The organism is Xenorhabdus hominickii (assembly GCF_002632725.1).
GTDB lineage: Bacteria > Pseudomonadota > Gammaproteobacteria > Enterobacterales > Enterobacteriaceae > Xenorhabdus > Xenorhabdus hominickii.
This window is the reverse complement of the sequence record NZ_NJAI01000004.1, coordinates 379,764-396,362: the sequence shown is the minus strand read 5'-3', so window position 1 is coordinate 396,362 and position 16,599 is coordinate 379,764. Positions and strand designations below refer to the sequence as shown.

At 38.8% G+C, this 16,599-nt stretch carries 19 protein-coding genes, 9 tRNA genes and 6 pseudogenes; 24 read left to right on the top strand and 10 right to left on the bottom strand.

Features of this window, described 5'->3' with window-relative positions:
• A partial coding sequence (locus tag Xhom_RS14160; RefSeq protein WP_244590771.1) for an IS1 family transposase occupies positions 1–198 on the top strand: 198 nt, incomplete at its 5' end.
• 30 nt (positions 199–228) lie between these two features.
• Here the strand turns inward: Xhom_RS14160 and Xhom_RS14155 are convergent.
• Positions 229–462: pseudogene (locus tag Xhom_RS14155) on the bottom strand (transposase family protein); the annotation flags it as partial.
• 97 nt (positions 463–559) lie between these two features.
• Between Xhom_RS14155 and Xhom_RS14145 the strand changes: the two are divergent.
• The 4 genes and pseudogenes from Xhom_RS14145 to Xhom_RS14130 form a co-directional block, all read left to right on the top strand.
• Positions 560–1,976 (top strand): annotated as a pseudogene (locus Xhom_RS14145) (DEAD/DEAH box helicase); the annotation flags it as partial.
• A pseudogene (locus tag Xhom_RS14140) lies at positions 1,973–2,611 on the top strand (hypothetical protein). The pseudogenes Xhom_RS14145 and Xhom_RS14140, both read left to right, overlap by 4 nt.
• Before the next feature lie 475 nt (positions 2,612–3,086).
• Positions 3,087–3,350, top strand: a complete 264-nt coding sequence (locus Xhom_RS14135) for a helix-turn-helix domain-containing protein (protein WP_069315118.1) — start codon at positions 3,087–3,089, stop codon at positions 3,348–3,350.
• 409 nt (positions 3,351–3,759) lie between these two features.
• On the top strand, positions 3,760–4,560 hold the full coding sequence (locus Xhom_RS14130) for a glycosyltransferase family 9 protein (RefSeq protein WP_145957459.1): 801 nt from the start codon (positions 3,760–3,762) through the stop codon (positions 4,558–4,560).
• Positions 4,561–4,851: 291 nt separating this feature from the next.
• Here the strand turns inward: Xhom_RS14130 and Xhom_RS14125 are convergent, their stop codons facing one another.
• Entirely contained in the window at positions 4,852–5,808 is a 957-nt protein-coding gene (locus Xhom_RS14125; RefSeq protein WP_069315120.1) for a hypothetical protein, read from the bottom strand.
• 406 nt (positions 5,809–6,214) lie between these two features.
• Between Xhom_RS14125 and Xhom_RS14120 the strand changes: the two genes are divergently transcribed.
• From Xhom_RS14120 to Xhom_RS14095, 6 genes and pseudogenes are all read left to right on the top strand, one after another.
• Positions 6,215–6,940 carry an isocitrate lyase/PEP mutase family protein gene (locus Xhom_RS14120; RefSeq protein WP_069315121.1) on the top strand — a complete coding sequence of 242 codons (726 nt, stop codon included), beginning with the start codon at positions 6,215–6,217 and terminating at the stop codon, positions 6,938–6,940.
• A 46-nt stretch (positions 6,941–6,986) separates the two neighbouring features.
• Positions 6,987–7,357: pseudogene (locus tag Xhom_RS14115) on the top strand (YkgJ family cysteine cluster protein).
• A gap of 157 nt (positions 7,358–7,514) precedes the next feature.
• Positions 7,515–7,709: a hypothetical protein gene (locus Xhom_RS14110; protein ID WP_145957458.1), complete on the top strand. Its 195-nt coding sequence runs from the start codon at positions 7,515–7,517 to the stop codon at positions 7,707–7,709.
• Between the two features lie 3 nt (positions 7,710–7,712).
• Positions 7,713–8,105, top strand: coding sequence for a hypothetical protein (locus Xhom_RS14105; RefSeq protein ID WP_069315123.1), 393 nt, complete (start codon positions 7,713–7,715; stop codon positions 8,103–8,105).
• Between the two features lie 3 nt (positions 8,106–8,108).
• Complete coding sequence (gene mtnA / locus Xhom_RS14100; protein WP_232326221.1) at positions 8,109–8,852, top strand: S-methyl-5-thioribose-1-phosphate isomerase; 744 nt, start codon at positions 8,109–8,111, stop codon at positions 8,850–8,852.
• A 63-nt stretch (positions 8,853–8,915) separates the two neighbouring features.
• A complete protein-coding gene (locus tag Xhom_RS14095; protein WP_069315124.1) occupies positions 8,916–9,560 on the top strand; it encodes an L-fuculose-phosphate aldolase in 645 nt (214 codons plus the stop codon).
• Between the two features lie 36 nt (positions 9,561–9,596).
• Here the strand turns inward: Xhom_RS14095 and Xhom_RS14090 are convergent.
• The 7 genes from Xhom_RS14090 to Xhom_RS14060 form a co-directional block, all read right to left on the bottom strand.
• Positions 9,597–9,672: transfer RNA gene (locus Xhom_RS14090), tRNA-Val, on the bottom strand.
• A gap of 22 nt (positions 9,673–9,694) precedes the next feature.
• Positions 9,695–9,770, bottom strand: a tRNA-Lys gene (locus Xhom_RS14085).
• 30 nt (positions 9,771–9,800) lie between these two features.
• Positions 9,801–9,876: transfer RNA gene (locus tag Xhom_RS14080), tRNA-Lys, on the bottom strand.
• A gap of 30 nt (positions 9,877–9,906) precedes the next feature.
• Positions 9,907–9,982 (bottom strand) — tRNA-Lys (locus tag Xhom_RS14075).
• 42 nt (positions 9,983–10,024) lie between these two features.
• Positions 10,025–10,100, bottom strand: a tRNA-Val gene (locus tag Xhom_RS14070).
• A 44-nt stretch (positions 10,101–10,144) separates the two neighbouring features.
• A tRNA-Val gene (locus tag Xhom_RS14065) sits at positions 10,145–10,220 on the bottom strand.
• A gap of 61 nt (positions 10,221–10,281) precedes the next feature.
• A tRNA-Val gene (locus Xhom_RS14060) sits at positions 10,282–10,357 on the bottom strand.
• Positions 10,358–10,627: 270 nt separating this feature from the next.
• Between Xhom_RS14060 and gltX the strand changes: the two genes are divergently transcribed.
• From gltX to Xhom_RS14045, 3 genes are all read left to right on the top strand, one after another.
• Entirely contained in the window at positions 10,628–12,043 is a 1,416-nt protein-coding gene (gene gltX / locus Xhom_RS14055; protein WP_069315125.1) for a glutamate--tRNA ligase, read from the top strand.
• A 197-nt stretch (positions 12,044–12,240) separates the two neighbouring features.
• Positions 12,241–12,316: transfer RNA gene (locus Xhom_RS14050), tRNA-Ala, on the top strand.
• Positions 12,317–12,367: 51 nt separating this feature from the next.
• A tRNA-Ala gene (locus Xhom_RS14045) sits at positions 12,368–12,443 on the top strand.
• A 103-nt stretch (positions 12,444–12,546) separates the two neighbouring features.
• On the opposite strand, the gene Xhom_RS14040 is transcribed toward Xhom_RS14045, so the two are convergent.
• A complete protein-coding gene (locus Xhom_RS14040; RefSeq protein WP_145957457.1) occupies positions 12,547–12,786 on the bottom strand; it encodes a hypothetical protein in 240 nt (79 codons plus the stop codon).
• A gap of 343 nt (positions 12,787–13,129) precedes the next feature.
• On the opposite strand from Xhom_RS14040, the gene Xhom_RS14035 reads away from it, so the two are divergent.
• From Xhom_RS14035 to Xhom_RS14005, 10 genes and pseudogenes are all read left to right on the top strand, one after another.
• Positions 13,130–13,441, top strand: coding sequence for a hypothetical protein (locus Xhom_RS14035; RefSeq protein ID WP_069315127.1), 312 nt, complete (start codon positions 13,130–13,132; stop codon positions 13,439–13,441).
• 155 nt (positions 13,442–13,596) lie between these two features.
• Positions 13,597–13,881 carry a helix-turn-helix transcriptional regulator gene (locus tag Xhom_RS14030; protein WP_069315128.1) on the top strand — a complete coding sequence of 95 codons (285 nt, stop codon included), beginning with the start codon at positions 13,597–13,599 and terminating at the stop codon, positions 13,879–13,881.
• Positions 13,882–13,895: 14 nt separating this feature from the next.
• Positions 13,896–14,099 carry an antA/AntB antirepressor family protein gene (locus tag Xhom_RS36620; RefSeq protein WP_069315129.1) on the top strand — a complete coding sequence of 68 codons (204 nt, stop codon included), beginning with the start codon at positions 13,896–13,898 and terminating at the stop codon, positions 14,097–14,099.
• Positions 14,100–14,117: 18 nt separating this feature from the next.
• Positions 14,118–14,471 (top strand): annotated as a pseudogene (locus Xhom_RS33425) (phage terminase small subunit P27 family); the annotation flags it as partial.
• A 2-nt stretch (positions 14,472–14,473) separates the two neighbouring features.
• Positions 14,474–14,836, top strand: a pseudogene (locus Xhom_RS14020) (terminase large subunit); the annotation flags it as partial.
• Positions 14,837–14,958: 122 nt separating this feature from the next.
• Positions 14,959–15,240 (top strand): hypothetical protein, encoded by a 282-nt coding sequence (locus Xhom_RS14015; RefSeq protein ID WP_069315131.1) that lies wholly within the window; start codon positions 14,959–14,961, stop codon positions 15,238–15,240.
• A 23-nt stretch (positions 15,241–15,263) separates the two neighbouring features.
• Positions 15,264–15,401: a hypothetical protein gene (locus Xhom_RS30230; protein ID WP_157104583.1), complete on the top strand. Its 138-nt coding sequence runs from the start codon at positions 15,264–15,266 to the stop codon at positions 15,399–15,401.
• Complete coding sequence (locus Xhom_RS42820) at positions 15,398–15,547, top strand: phage tail protein (RefSeq protein ID WP_335673747.1); 150 nt, start codon at positions 15,398–15,400, stop codon at positions 15,545–15,547. The genes Xhom_RS30230 and Xhom_RS42820 overlap by 4 nt, the downstream gene beginning before the upstream one ends.
• A gap of 26 nt (positions 15,548–15,573) precedes the next feature.
• Positions 15,574–15,729 carry a hypothetical protein gene (locus Xhom_RS42815; RefSeq protein ID WP_335673748.1) on the top strand — a complete coding sequence of 52 codons (156 nt, stop codon included), beginning with the start codon at positions 15,574–15,576 and terminating at the stop codon, positions 15,727–15,729.
• Between the two features lie 11 nt (positions 15,730–15,740).
• Entirely contained in the window at positions 15,741–16,418 is a 678-nt protein-coding gene (locus Xhom_RS14005) for a phage minor tail protein L (protein ID WP_244590782.1), read from the top strand.
• Positions 16,419–16,599: the final 181 nt, after the last annotated feature.

Here is a 16,599-nt window from a genome sequence, read left to right as displayed (position 1 = left end):
GATTATGTTGTTTATGATAACCTTCCCGAGGAAGATCACCTGACTGGAAAGACGTTTACTCAGCGTATAGAGAGAACGAATTTAACTCAGCGTACTCGAATAAAAAGACTGAATAGAAAAACTATCAGTTATTCAAAATCCGAAGAAATGCACGATAAGGTGATAGGAACTTTTATTGAGCGTGAGTACTATTTTTGATATTCAATCTAACTATTTAATACATGACCCGATAGCACGCAATATTCTCGCAATGGTATGCCGACGGGGTATTCCATTGAGGAATGGGCGATACGTTTTTAGCCACTTAATCTTTGCCCGGCCATAAGTTTCAATATCTTGCCAACCTTCGGCACCCGCCATAATGGCACTGACGACAAGAAAAATCACATCAATCAGATCGTACTGACGATTAATATCAGAGCGGGTTTCTTTAACAACGGATAAATGTTCAATCAGGGTCATATGCAAGTAGCAAGTAATTAGAAGAAAAATAAGGTTAATTAGATCATGCCATTACTTTTCATTCAATAGGGGATAAAAAAGTATACTCGCGCCCTGGGGTTTAGCTGGTTCAGGTAAAACAGAATTACTATTACATAAACTCAAAGAGGTTTATTCTAAAAATCCAGATTCGAAGATAGCTTTCACTTGTTATAATAAAATTCTTGCTTCCACAATGCGGAACAGAATACCAGGATTTTTCGATTTTATGAGAGTTGAAAAACAAATTGAATGGGGGACAAAACTTTTTTGCTTTAACTCATGGGGATTAAGCCGCGATCCATTCTCAGGCATGTATAGATACATTTGTTACTTTTATGAAATTCCTTTTGGGGGGTTTGGAAATGGAGACTTTGATGCTCTCTGCAAGAAAGCAATAATCGATATCAATAATAGTGGTCGCTCTGAAAAAAAACGCTTGATTACTTGTTCATTGATGAAAGCCAAGATTTTACTCAAAGCTTTATCGATCTATGTGAAATGATTACATCTGAAAAGGTTTATGTTGCTGGCGATGTGTTTCAGAATATTTTTATGCCGATTAGTGATAATGTAAATCGAGCAGAAATAGTTTTAAAGAAATGTTACAGAACTGATCCAAAGAATTTAATGTTTTCACATGCTCTGGGTATGGGCTTATATGAAGAACCCGTTTTAAGGTGGCTAAAAGAAACTAAGTGGGACTCCTGCGGTTACAAATACAAACAAATAGATGGACGTGTAGAACTTTCAAGAGATCCATTACGAAGATTTGAAGATATACCTAAGAATTATAAAAGCACGAACCTTCATTTGCTTGACAAGCAGGATGATGAATCAACAAAAATTATTGATATCATAAAAGATATTAGGCATAGACATCCAACTCTGGAAGAGGGGGATATAGCAGTAATCTTTCTCGATACTGCAGTATATATTTATGACGTTATTCAATCTCTTAAATTAAAGGTTAAACAACAACTAGGTTGGGATTCAAATATCTCTCACGAAAAAAATCTAAACAAGATGGGAAACTATTCATCTCAAACATTAATAATACCAAAGGATTAGAATTTCCATTTTTAATTTGTTTTGCTATGAAATTAGTAAAAAAAAACCACATTTCGAAATGCTCTCTATACAATGATGGCTCGCTCGTTTTTAGAGAGCCATTTAGTATTGGGTGATGACAAAGAAAATCCAGCAATGGAAAACATTCAGCAAGGTTTAGATTTTCTAAATATAAATAGTTATATGAATGTCCGCCTCCCGTCGGATCAGGAGATAATTAATCAAAAAGACTTTATTGTCCTAGATGAGCCTATTTCAATTTCAACTATGGTAAAAAATTTTTGTGCTGATAAGAAGGCCTCTCCGCGTTTGATTGCAAAAATAACAGACAGAGTGAAAAAATTATTTCTGAAGATGATGAAATTGATGGGGATTATGTTTTTCAACTCATTGAGATTGAATATAACAGGAATTTGAAATTATGAGTCAGTATCTTTTTAAAAATATACCTTGTGAATATTTTGACAGATTTAGGCCAGTAAGGGATGTTTTCTAAAATTTAGAAAACCTGCTTGTAACGGCTGAAATAATTAACTCTTGTCATCAGTCATGGAACAAAGAAACAAAATATTTTGATTTATTGATAAGCACAGGAACTAATAAAAGGATCATTGCTAGAAAGCCAGATGGTTTTTTCACTATGAACTTACCTTTTCAAGTAATTGAATATGAAGAGAATATAAGTTTTAACTATGATGCTTATGAAATGCCTGTTAATTCAGAGTTCATCTCTAGATGCAGGAATGTTATTACCACTTGCGAGAATGGTTATTTTTCTCATGAGGCTATTTCTGTTGCTCTTTGTGACAACTTTGATAGAGACATACAACAGGCTGTTAACTACTGTGATGCAATATCATCGCTTTTACTCATTGATCATGGCTACTTTAGATTTGATGATGATGAAGCTAACGCTAATGGGCGCTTACACCCCCGATACCACCTAGACTTCTTTTTCAATAACTCTACAAACATAAAAATAGGTCTTAACAAGAGAATCGAAGATACCTTTTTCTTTGATCTATTGGATAGAAGCAAAGATAGACCTTATTTAGCTTGATATTTGTACTATAACAGGAGCTTTTGCCCCATTTCTTGGTTAGTATTTTACTTTCCGGAAATGCGTGACTAACCTACTCCACAATAATCAACAAACTGTGATGCTTGGAATGTCCGCTTCTGGCACTGAGCTAACTGTCATATTTGCTTGAATCCAGAGTAGCAAGAGTATCAGCTTGCATGGGCTGTTTAATAGCATATAACGCAAAAAGTTAAGCGTTTATACTGATTCGCTTATTGAACCAGATAAACCAATCAGTTAAAGTAGCTCCGCCATTGGCAAAATCCAATGGTCAAGGTTTTGCAGCCTTGGATGTATCCCACTGGTAGGAAATTTCTACCAGTGTGTCTGCTATCGCCTTTTCAATGGTGGTTCAGGCAGGGGAGGTTTCGGCCTCACCGGTTGGATACATCCGGTCTGCAAACCCTGTCTGGATCGCCACCATCAATATTAATTAATGGAAGGGGTAGCAAGAATGACTAATGTTAAAAATGACTGGCATCAAGCCGATATTATTGCTGCATTACGTAAATGTGGAACAACCTTAGCGGCTATTTCTCGTGAAGCGGGACTCAGTTCATCTACACTGGCAAATACTCTTAGCCGCCCGTGGCCTAAAGGCGAATGGATTATTGCTAACTATCTCGAAATACATCCCTCTGAAATCTGGCCTAGCCGTTATTTTGATTCGTATAGTAGATTAATTGAGCGTAAGGCTCACAATCAATCAGTAGAATAATTGTTACTAACTTTTTGACCTATCTCGTAAAAAAATGAAATTTAATACGAAGCCTTGAGACTGAAAATGATCGTCAAATTTAACCATTTCTAAAACTCATGGCATTTTTATTTTATAAGTCTAATAAAGTATTATTAAGTAAATAAAGATCATTAAAATTATAAGATTAAATAAATTAGTTATGCAAAATAACTTAAGGGGCAAAAAAAGGGGCACATAAACAACAAATTTAAAATAAGTTATTACAATTCATTTAGTTAAATTTATTTTCGATTCCTGCAGGGACACCAGTAACATCCAACTCCACTTAAGAGAAATATAGCAACGAGTAACATAATCAAACAAAAAGCTTTTCTGATTACATATCCCCCAAACTGTGCGATAACTGTTTTATTTTAAAAAAAATCATATGAAAATAGCTATATTGCGTCGAAATGGACTTGGTGATCTCATTAGTACCCAGCCATTAGTAAAATTTTTACAAATTAAGTACCCGGAATCAGAAATTAATCTATTTATTGATGCCAGTAATTTTGAACTTGCTAATTATTTGTGTTCAGGCATAAAAATCAATATTATTCCCAAAGGGAATAAATATTTTTCGATTTTTAAGACTGCATTGACATTTCGTCGAGAGAAATTTGATATTGCCATATCAGCTAAACCTACCCCAATGAAGCTGAATAATTTGTTTTTATGGTTATTAGGAGCTAAAGAACGTTATGCTGTTGTCGATGATAAAGATTGGCATTCTAAATTAATTAACCACCCAGTGAGTAAAAAACAAGTCAATGGTTATCATCAGGCATTAAAAATACTACGTACACTCTCACCTAACGAAAAAAAATTGCCTGCAGAGTTACTTCCCCGAATTGTACTTCAAAATACAACTCAGACGATTTATTATCATTCACCGATTATTTTATTTTCTGTTTCTAATAACCGAAAAAATAGCCTAATAAATAATGATCGTCTGACTTCAATAGCATTTAAGATACTGAATCATTATCCAAATGCCAAATTTATAATTTCTTCATTTAAAAATGATATAAATTTAGCTGAAGATTTAAAATTACGTATAGGGAAAAATAGTGAAATTGTAATATCTGAATCACTAAGTTATTTTTTAAATTTATTGAATCATATGACATTGATTGTTGTTGGTGATGGTGGTATCTGCCATTTAGCGGCCGCTTTACAAAAAAACTAGTTGCTCTTTATGGTGTGACAAAACCTGAAAATTGGGCACCATTGGCAATTAACGATACATGTATTACTTTATATGATCCAGAGAATGTTAATAATATTGATTTAAATAAAGTTATTCAGGCTGTTTTTTCCTTACTTGAACAAAAAAACCTATATATTTAAAAAACTTTAAGTTGTAGTTTTCTAGCTACAACTTAAAATATAGTAACCATGATAATATTATTAAAAAAACATTATTATATTACAGTAAAGATAACTAAAAAATTAATAAAAAAACATATTATTATTTACTTTAACACGTTATAAACTCTGGAACTGACGTATTTGGAGAATTCTTCCATTGGTAGCATGAAATAAAAAGATCAGGGATTGGTTGAGAAATAAGGAAATCAAACGCAGATAATGCAATCGTTTTTCCCCAAATTTCGCCAGGACAACAATGATTCCCATAACCAAAAGGTAAAGTACCTTCATTCGCCTTTAATGTTAAAGTCATTAATTTTTCAATTGGATTATTCCCATTTTCTATAGTAAATCTTCGTGTGTTGTTTATCGGAGGATCATTACTCAATATTTCATCCAAAAACTTAACACCATTTTTCTCCTTACTTTTTCCATATCGAATTAACAATTTTCCTAATAATCCTGTTGTACCATCTGAAACTTGGAAGAAAAAGCCTATCGCATTCGAAATCACAATATGTTTATCATCAATACCTTGTACCAAACATGTTTTTGTTAATTTATTCAATAAAATACCAGAAGAATTGTTCAATTGAGTATATAAATATTTTGATGCCAAAATTGAATTTGTTATATTATTCCTATCTCCATTATAAATAATACATTTGAAAAATTCACGAGCATTAGTAACCAAGTTCTCCCATTTATTTTGTGGGATCCCTAAGAAATACCCAATAACACATATAGGTAAAGCATAATTAAATGTAGTCAATGATTCCGCCGAATGTATTTTTTTATCCCTATACAATATTTTTGCAACTATTAAAGTCGTTTGATAAATTTCCTGCTCTGTAAAATGATTTAATGCCTGCATTACTGCTACTTTTAACCTTTCATGTTCACAACCATCCCTCATACGAACAAGCGCTGAAAAAATATCACCAGCACAACTGTTTTCAATCTCCTTTGGAACTGGTTCTGATTTTGGGCGTACAGTGAATGATTTATCTGAAAAAATAGATTTAATTTTATGAAAATCTTGATAACCCATATGGCACTCTTTCATAATAATCTCCAAAAAATAGAATTAACTATTCTGGAATTTATTTTATTATCTTACTTCGTTAGCTAGCGAAATATGTCTACATAGCTATCTACCACTCATCATAAAAAACGAAAAAGTTATCAAGTGAAATTATTTACAAAGAAAATTAATTTACATTTTGTTAAACTTAATTTTTTCTTAAGTTATATATTGACTGTAAATAAACCCAGTGTAATGATAAGTTAGGTTTTATCAAACAACATCCGTATACATGCTGATAATACCAATTAAGGCCATATATTAAATGCCAAATAACACTCATCATTGAGAAAACAACATGATAAAAATAAGCCTACATGAAAAAATTCAAACTTTCCGTCAGTTGCATGAAGAGGGTCGCCTGATCTTAGCTAACTCATAGGACGTTATGAGTACCCGCTTAGCTGAACAAAGTGGCGCAAAAGCGATAGCAACAACCAGTGCCGGAATATCCTGGAGCCTAGGCTATCCTGATAATCAATTAGCTGATAGAAAAATCATCATTAAGGTACTTGATTTAATTACTTCCAACACCAATCTTCCAGTTTCCGCCGATATCGAAGATGGTTTATTAGCTATTGGTGAAAATATGGATCACCTTGTACAGGATCTGTATTCTGTCGAATGTCTTGGTATTAATATTGAAGATACCCAGAATGGGAAATCGATGTCTATAAAAGATGGTTCTGAAAGGATTGCATCTGTACGTACAGCCGCAAATAAATTGAATTATGATTTATTTATTAATGCTCGTATTGATTCATGGCTCCGTAATGAAAGTACCGAACCAGAGCATCTAATTTCCCGAGCTAATTCTTATCTTACTGCTGGTGCAGATTGCATTTTTATTCCCGGCTTGACCGACTTAAAAACATGCCAAATAATTAGCTCTCATATTAACGGACCACTGAATATCATGGCTAGAACTAATGCCCCCAATGCAGAAGCACTTTTCGCCGCAGGTGTGAAACGGATCTCTGGAGGCTCTTTCTTTGCCGAACAAGCTTATGGTATTACTCTGGCTGGGATGGAGCGTTTTTTGAAAAACGGTATATTATTGCCAAATAATGAAGCTAATATTAGTTATTTAGATTTAAACATCATAGTAGCTTAAAAAGAATAATAAACTCGTTGCAGAACATCATATAGTGACATCTTATATGAGCCAAACATTAACTTCTCAATCTGAACTACAAAATAACTCGTGTATCAACTGCGGTGCTTGCTGCGCCTATTTTCGTGTTTCATTTTATTGGGCAGAAGCCGAAGATGGTGGTGGGACAGTTCCCACCGCTATAACAGAAAAATTAAATAATTTCATGAGGTGTATGAAAGAACAAATGAGCCTCATCCCCACTGTATTAGTTTGTGCGGTGAAGTTGGTCAGTCAACCTTATGCTCTATCTATGATAAAAGACCTTCTCCTTGTAGAGAATTTACCCAAGCTTGGGAAACGGACAATTATAATGAAGCCTGTGATCGCGCCAGAGCGGCTTATGGCCTACCTCCGCTGCCAAAACCGCAAACGTAGTTAGTATTCCATTAAATGGAGATTCGTTAGTTCCATCACAGACACTTTACCTTTGCATATCTATAGTTAAAAAATGTAAAAATCATTACAGCAGAATAAGTTATCGCTGTGCAATTTATGAAATTTGCTTCATGAAATTATCAGGATGAAAAAAATAATGTCTGCTCATGTCCTTGTAGGATATATCCCACAAACTTGCGAATCTTTACCACTCTATCTGGCTAAAAACTTACCAACAACAATGTCATTAGGTGGCTCCACTGAATCTTGGCAAATACAGGAAGTGGGGGATGGAAATCTCAATTTAGTCTTTATTGTCTCTGGAAAGGAGAAAACCATTGTCGTGAAGTAAGCTTTGTCTTACGTCAGGGTCGCTGGTAAATCATGGACACTTTCTCTTGTTCGTTCGTACTTTGAATATCATGCGCTGATTGAAGAAAATAAAGTCGCCAAAGAATATGTTCCCGATGTTTATTTTTATGATAAAGAAATGTCTCTCTTTGCCATGGAGTATCTGTCTCAACATATCATTCTACGTAACCAATTAATTGCTGGGATAAAACTCCCTCATCTTGCCAAAGATGTCGGGGTTTTTCTTGCCAATACACTGTTCCGTACTTCAGATATTGGAATGAATAGCAAGGAAAAAAAAGAACTGACTGCTCGCTTCGCCAATAATCATGAACTTTGTAAGCTCACAGAAGACCTGATTTTTACCGAACCCTATTTTAATGCGGAAAGGAATTGAACATTGGAAAACCTCGAACACTCGTTACGCGAAACAGCTGCTTATCGTATCGCCAATGAAATCGCAGATGAAGATGTAGAGCTGTGTCGCAAAATTGGTGAGCATGGGCTAAAAATTATACAAAATATCGCAGCAACCAAATCAGAAGGTGAAACGGTCAATATTCTGACTCACTGTAATGCCGGCTGGCTTGCAACAGTAGATTGGGGAACCGCTCTTGCCCCCATTTATCTGGCACATAATGGAGGCATTAAGGTTCATGTCTGGGTTGATGAAACCCGACCACGCAATCAAGGAGGATTAACGGCTTTCGAATTAGGTTCACACGGTGTGCCACATACTTTGATCGCTGATAATACAGGTGGTCATTTGATGCAACATGGCAAGGTAGATCTCTGCATTGTCGGCACCGATCGGACGACTGCCCGAGGCGATATATGCAATAAAGTCGGTACTTACCTCAAGGCATTGGCAGCTAAAGCCAATCAGTTATCTTTTTATGTCGCTTTGCCATCACCTACTTTGGATTTCACGGTATGGAATGGCGTAAAAGAAATTCCCATTGAGCAGCGTTCAGATGAAGAACAATCCCATGTATACGGCATCACGCCTGAAGGTACACGAGGCTGGGTCAATACGGCACCACAAGGCACATCTTGCGGAAATTATGCTTTTGATGTCACACCCGCTGAATTTATCACTGGATTGATTACAGAACGTGGGATTTGCGATGCCAGCGAGGAATGATTACGAGCGCTTTTTCCTGATCTATGTGGGCAGCCGTCGTAATTACTATTCAGGATGAAAATAATGAACAGAGAACAAATAACTCAAGAGATCATCGAAACCTGTCTCAAAATGAATAAGCTTGGATTGAATCAAGGGACATCTGGCAATATCAGTGCCCGCTATCATAATGGGTTTCTGATTACTCCCAGCGGGGTACCTTATGAAAAACTGGCACCTGAGCAAATCGTATATATCAGTGATGAAGGAAAATATGAAGCTGATAAAGTGCCTTCAAGCGAGTGGCATTTTCACCTAGCCTGCTATCAAGCTCGCCCTGAACTCAATGCCGTTGTACATAACCATGCCATCAATGCAACGGCAGTTTCGATCCTCAATCATGCGATCCCCGCCATTCACTATATGATAGCCGTTACAGGAACCGATAACATTCCCTGTATTCCTTATGCCACTTTTGGCACAACTGAACTGGCTGATAGTGTAAAAACAGAAATTAAACACAGTAAGGCGTTATTGATGCAGCATCATGGCATGATTGCTATGGAAGTGAACCTAGAAAAAGCACTGTGGTTAGCCAATGAAATTGAGATATTGGCACAATTATATTTAAAAATACTGCCAATTATAGAAAACGTTCCTGTACTTTCTAAAGCAGAAATGCAGCGGGTTTTGGAAAAATTCAAGAATTATGGATTAAAAGTGAAGTAAACGCTGAAATGAAAGGTTGAGGAGTTAAAAATGAAGTGGTGGGCGATACCAGATTCGAACTGATGACCCCCTCCTTGTAAGGGAGATGCTCTACCAACTGAGCTAATCGCCCACTTCATATCTTGATACCTAAATGGTGGGTCGTGCAGGATTCGAACCTGCGACCAATTGATTAAAAGTCAACTGCTCTACCGACTGAGCTAACGACCCGATTAGGTAATTCTGATTTTTATATCTAAATGGTGGGTCGTGCAGGATTCGAACCTGCGACCAATTGATTAAAAGTCAACTGCTCTACCGACTGAGCTAACGACCCAATTAGATAATTTTGATTTTGATATTTGAATGGTGGGTCGTGCAGGATTCGAACCTGCGACCAATTGATTAAAAGTCAACTGCTCTACCGACTGAGCTAACGACCCATTCTAAACATCAATGTGATACTGCGAAACAATCCAATGAAGTGGTGGGCGATACCAGATTCGAACTGATGACCCCCTCCTTGTAAGGGAGATGCTCTACCAACTGAGCTAATCGCCCACTTCAAGATGACTATAACGACATCGATATCACTGATTTATAATTGGTGGGCGATACCAGATTCGAACTGATGACCCCCTCCTTGTAAGGGAGATGCTCTACCAACTGAGCTAATCGCCCAATCATAAAATCATTTTATCACTACATTTACCACTACTTTCGCTTATCACTACGAGAAATATGGTGGGCGATACCAGATTCGAACTGATGACCCCCTCCTTGTAAGGGAGATGCTCTACCAACTGAGCTAATCGCCCGTCGTGATGGAGTCGCATTATAGGGATAGTTCGAAGTGAGTCAACGGTTTTTATTATTAAAATCACTGTTCGTCGTAAAATTAAACAGAATGAAACAATTATAATCACGCTAAGGTATCATTTAAACAATATATCTAGGCTTTTCTTAATAACCTATCGTTAACGCCATTGAGGAATTGAAGTGCAGTGATAAAATAACTCCCACTATTGTTACATCAATCATCCAAAACGCTCTCTAAAAAAAGAGAAACGTAATTAAGGCAATTCCCGATGAGTAAAATTAAGACCCGTTTTGCACCAAGTCCTACTGGCTATCTTCACGTTGGTGGTGCGCGTACTGCTCTTTATTCCTGGCTATACAGCCGCCACAATAAAGGTGAATTTGTGCTCCGCATTGAAGACACCGATCTGGAGCGTTCCACTCAAGAAGCCATCGACGCAATTATGGACGGAATGAACTGGTTAAATCTGAATTGGGATGAAGGCCCTTATTATCAGACCAAACGTTTCGATCGTTACAACCAAGTTATTGATGAAATGTTGGAGAAAGGCACGGCTTACCGCTGCTATTGTTCTAAAGAACATTTGGAGCAATTGCGTGAAACTCAGATGGCAAATGGTGAAAAACCACGTTATAACGGTCAATGCCGTGATAGCGAATGTCAGCATAGCCACAATGAGCCACACGTTGTACGTTTCCGCAATCCGCAAGAAGGTTCCGTTATCTTTAATGACAGCATTCGTGGCCCAATCGAATTCAGCAACCAAGAGTTGGATGATTTGATCATTCGTCGTACCGATGGCTCACCAACTTATAATTTCTGTGTTGTCATCGATGACTGGGATATGGAAATCACCCATGTTATCCGTGGTGAAGACCATATCAACAATACACCACGTCAGATTAATATCCTGAAAGCACTAAGCGCTCCCGTACCAGAATATGCCCACGTTTCTATGATCCTTGGCGACGACGGTAAAAAGCTGTCCAAACGTCATGGTGCCGTTAGTGTGATGCAATATCGTGATGATGGCTATTTGCCAGAAGCGCTGTTGAACTATCTGGTTCGCTTGGGTTGGTCACATGGCGATCAGGAAATCTTCACAGTTGAAGAGATGACCGAACTGTTCAGTCTGGATGCTATTAGCAAATCAGCCAGTGCGTTCAATACTGAAAAGCTGCAATGGTTGAACCATCATTACATCAACACCCTGCCAGCAGAAAAAGTTGCTGTTCATTTAGCGTGGCATATTGAACAGCAAGGTATTGATACTCGTACCGGCCCAGAATTGGCTGAGTTGATCAAACTGCTGGGTGAACGTTGCAAGACTCTGAAAGAAATGGCGGCTTCCTGCCGTTACTTCTATGAAGAGTTCGCAGAATTTGATGCAGATGCCGCTAAGAAACACTTGCGTCCTGTTGCTCGCCAGCCATTGGAAGTCGCTCGTGCAAAACTGGCTGCTATTACAGAATGGACCCCAGAAAATATTCATCACGCAATTCAAGCGACCGCTGATGAACTGGAAGTAGGTATGGGTAAAGTCGGTATGCCACTGCGTGTTGCTGTTACTGGCGCAGGCCAATCACCAAGTGTTGATATGACGATCCATGCTATCAATCAAGCTCGTTCGCTATCTCGTATTGATAAAGCTCTGGCTTATATTGCTCAGCGTGAAGCACAATAAATCGTCATTTCATTCTCTGATGTGAAGTACGAGAAGTAATAGTGAAGGCACTCAATTTATTGAAGTGCCTTTATTTTTGGCTATCAAAATTGATCGTTGGTGGCTTTTTCAACGCTTACACCGAGAATATTAATGAATACATTGACAGAATTCTCTGGGTCTCATATGATTCGCCCCGTTCCACAGGATTTTGATTTGGGGCTATAGCTCAGCTGGGAGAGCGCTTGCATGGCATGCAAGAGGTCAGCGGTTCGATCCCGCTTAGCTCCACCAAATACGTTCCAGTAACCAGTATTTGGAATTCAAAACCTGAACCACATTTGTGGGGCTATAGCTCAGCTGGGAGAGCGCTTGCATGGCATGCAAGAGGTCAGCGGTTCGATCCCGCTTAGCTCCACCAAAATTTTGAATCCCTGAAAACCTGTGTTTTCAGGGATTTTTCTTGCAGCTGAATATAGTGGAACTATCCTGTCTTCCTTCTGATTTTCAGGAGATTTAAAAAATTAAATTATTGTAATACTTTTTATTTTCAAACTTAAAATTCCATCAGAATAATTTGAGTTTACATCGGCTTTGTTATAAAGGCCGTTGTCACAGTGGTTTCCATTACCTCCATCATCAGTATTATCCCCAGAATCATCTACAAAGATAACATTTAGTTTCATAGAATATGCATAAAATCCGCTTAGAGCTGAAGTTAGATAATAAAACTCTAATCTTTTTATTAAATGGTATTTTTCCATATAATAAACGAAAACCATAACCACCAAAACTTGCATTACCTTTCACAAAATGGGTCATGATGCCAATGGTTAGATGTTGTGATAAACTCCTTTCTTTTTATCGATAAGATATGGCTAGAGTTGACGTGTATTGTCGTTATTGTCACAAATCAGAAGAGATACACGACAAAGTGATAGGGAGTTTCATCGAAGGTGAATACTATTCTTTATAGGGTGATCTAACTATTGGAGTCATGACCCTTTATTTGATGATAATAAAGATATATTAATTAATAAAGATAACCTTTGGATCAATTATCAAGATTTTAATAAAATTAATTCGTGTAATGGTGACATAGAAAAATTGCCAGAATTAATTAATTTAACATACCAAAAAGACAGTTTAGTTTCCCCAATGAAGACTATTAACCCAACAGCAGAACGCCACGCCTCTAACAGAGAAAAGATATTTAAAGCTGCTTTAAGATTAATAGAAGAACAACCGAATGTATTTGAACAAGTATGCAGAAAAAATGATGGCACTATTAATTTTTCAGTATTTGCAAGAGAGTTAATGGATAGACCTAACTTTTTTATAAATTACGAAATACCAATCAAAACGCAAGAGGCTATTGCTGGAATACTAAGCAATGCTTATAAATCACCGAACAAATAATAATCCTACCCTTTCTAGTAGTTATAAAGGGGTTTCTATGACTAAGAAGCCCCATTCTATAACTTAGACCACTTTTTCTAGTCACTAGACCTGTATAGATATACATTATAAAAACATTAGAATACCTCTTATAACATCAAAAAAGAGATTTCATAATGACAGATAAATTTTACACTCCTACGCCAGAAGAACGCCGCTCTATCCTTTCCGAGTATGGCGAACCCTATGAACGTCTTATCCGTGAAAAGGAATGCTATCACATCATCTCTATTTCCAGAACGTCGGCCTGGAAACTGGAAAATGAAGGTCGCTTCCCTGCCCGTAAACCACTAGGCCGTAATTCTTGTGCTTGGTTGCTCAGTGATTTGCTTCATTGGGTACGTAACCCACCAACAGTAGAGAATGTAAATAACCCCTACAGCCGAAAATCTGTTAATTAAGACAGGATAAAAATATGAAATCTAAAAATGTGGCCTTAATCGGTCAGGGATTCGCTCACGCCAAAAACCAGAGTAGCCTCAATTTTGATGAACGTATTCCGGTTGCTATTAGCGATATTGGTGGCAAAGAAATTCAATCTGTTAGCGGACGTAAATTACACACTTTTCTTAAAGTCGGGCGTGATTTCACAACTTGGATTAAAGCGCGAATCAAATAATAAAATTTTGAAGAAGGTATCCCCAAGCATTTTGGGAAAATGGGCCGGTATTGGCACGAGCGGATCGCCGGGGAGCTGGATAAAGTCGGCGTATTGACCAGCCTTGATGCCAAAGCCCTTGAATTACTGATTGAAGCCTACGTCTAATACCGAACGCACTGTGAAACACTGGAGAAAGAGGGTTACACCTACCGAACCGATGAGGAGTTAATTAAAGCGCATCCGACAGCAGGCATGAAAGCCGATGCGTGGAAACGCATTCACGCCATGCTCAGCGCGTTCGGTATGTCACCCTCCAGTCAGTCGAAGGTCAACATGGCCGGAGAAGACAAAGCCGATCCACTGACTGAATTTTTACAAATGAGGGATTAATCATGGCTAAAGTCTCTGATGGCATTCGCTACGCCGAACGGGTGGTGGCAGGCGAAATTATCGTCGGGGAACTGGTAAAATTTGCCTGCCAGCGTTTCCTGAATGACCTGAATACCGGAGGAGCCCGTGGGATTGTGTTCAGTGAACCCCGGGCGCAGCATATCCTCAATTTCTACAAATTCGTCCCCCACGTCAAAGGGGCATTGGCCGGCAAGCCCATTGAGTTGATGGACTGGCATGTTTTTATTCTGATTAATATCTTCGGGTTTGTTCGTCCGCTGATGGATGAACAGACGGGCGAAATCACCCTGCGTCATGACGGCAGTGGCCGTCCGGTGATGGTGCGCCGTTATCGTACCGCGTACAGAGGAGGTCTCTTCTGCGCCTGTTTCGCGTGATACGACACAGGCGCAGTGTGAGGCGGTCATGAAATTATTGGGTTAAGTGATGGCAAATTTATCCACATTAACGGTTGGCTTGCTGGTCAATGCGACCTCGTTTAGCCGAAAAGTACGCACCGGCAAAAGCTTTGGTTCGGCAAGAAAAAGAAGCCAATCAGGAACTCAAGGCGATTTATGATGCTCGTTTGCTGACCGAGCAGGAATACCTGTCAGTCAGTAAAGCGATATATCAAACTTCGGTCAAAGAAAAACTGGCCGAGCAGGCAAGGCAGAGCGCTACGCCGCGTCTTGATATGGTAGGTGAAGTTGATCCCTTGGTCCAATTGAAGAATCAATTAATCAAACAACCATTAATGTCGATATCGTAGTCGACCCAGATAAGAGCAGTGAAGTGAAAGCCCCCGGTGGCTTTGAATCCGCAGGGCATGACATTGCTAAATTTGTCGATCAACGATTCAGAACATTACTGAGTAAAAATTTAAGTCAGGGTGGCGATTTAAGTGTAGCCATCAAAGGAGGCAGGCGATGATAAAAACATTTGATTTCCCCGCCAGAGTGGGGGCGGTGGGTGAGTTTGAGCCTGTGGTACGTTCCGTTCAGTTTGGTGACGGATATAAACAGACATCCGGGGATGGCATTAATTCACAGCGGGAAAGCTGCCCCTGTCTTTTATAGGGGCTTGGTCTGAGGTAGAACCGATTGTGGCATTTCTGCGCGAGCATCAGGGGTGGCGCTCGTTCAAATGGCGTAACCCGTTATCTGAACTGGGGTCATATCTGGTCGGAAAATTTAACCTACAGGCCAGCGGCACTTACTTCACCTTATCGGTCACCTTCACCCGCATCTACCACCCGTAGGGAGCTTTACTATGACAATTAATGCCACTCTCCAGCGTCTTGAACCGGGGAGCAAGATTCTATTATTTTCGGTTGATGGCTCGGTCTTTGGTGGGCCGGAGTTGTATTTTCATAATCACACTATTCCTTACGCAGAAACGGAACTGGAAAACCTAGACAACCTGCCGATGAAGTCTATTTGGTGGCAGGGAGGTCTCACCGACACTCAGTGTTGCCAATTTGGAGGGCTCTATCAGTGCCCTGTGTCTGGCCTATCAAAACATGGCTCAGGCGCGTGTCACTATCCGCATGACCTTTGCGCACTATCTGGATGCCGTAGCTTTCCCGAGGGGAATCCCGAAGCCGATCCCACGCAGGAGAAAATCGACGTCTTCTATATTGACAGCAAGACAAGTGAAGACAACACGACCATTCATTTTGCCTTGTCCTCTCCAGCCGATTTACAGGGTATTCAAATTCCCACCCGGCAAATCCACAGTCTGTGTACGTGTTGCATTCGTGGGTTATATCGCAAGTCGCCGTGTGGTTACACAGGCTCTCAGTATTTTGATATTGATGGTAATCCGACAGATGACCCGTCAAAAGATGACTGTTCTGGGTTGTTGTCAACGGGGTGTGAACTGCGTTTTGGGAAAGGCAATCGGTCGCCATTTGGTGGCTTTCCCGGCTTTGTATTGTTAAAGAGGTGATAATAAAATCACGGTACTATTACAGTATGCATTTAATTTCTGTATACTTCCCGTGCTTTTTTATTATCGAAGGAATAAATTAGGTCATGTATTAAATAGTTAGTTGTTGTGATATGCTTCCCGCCTTTTAAGGGTAAAGCATGGCCAAAGCTGACGTCTATTGCCGTTATTGTCACAAATC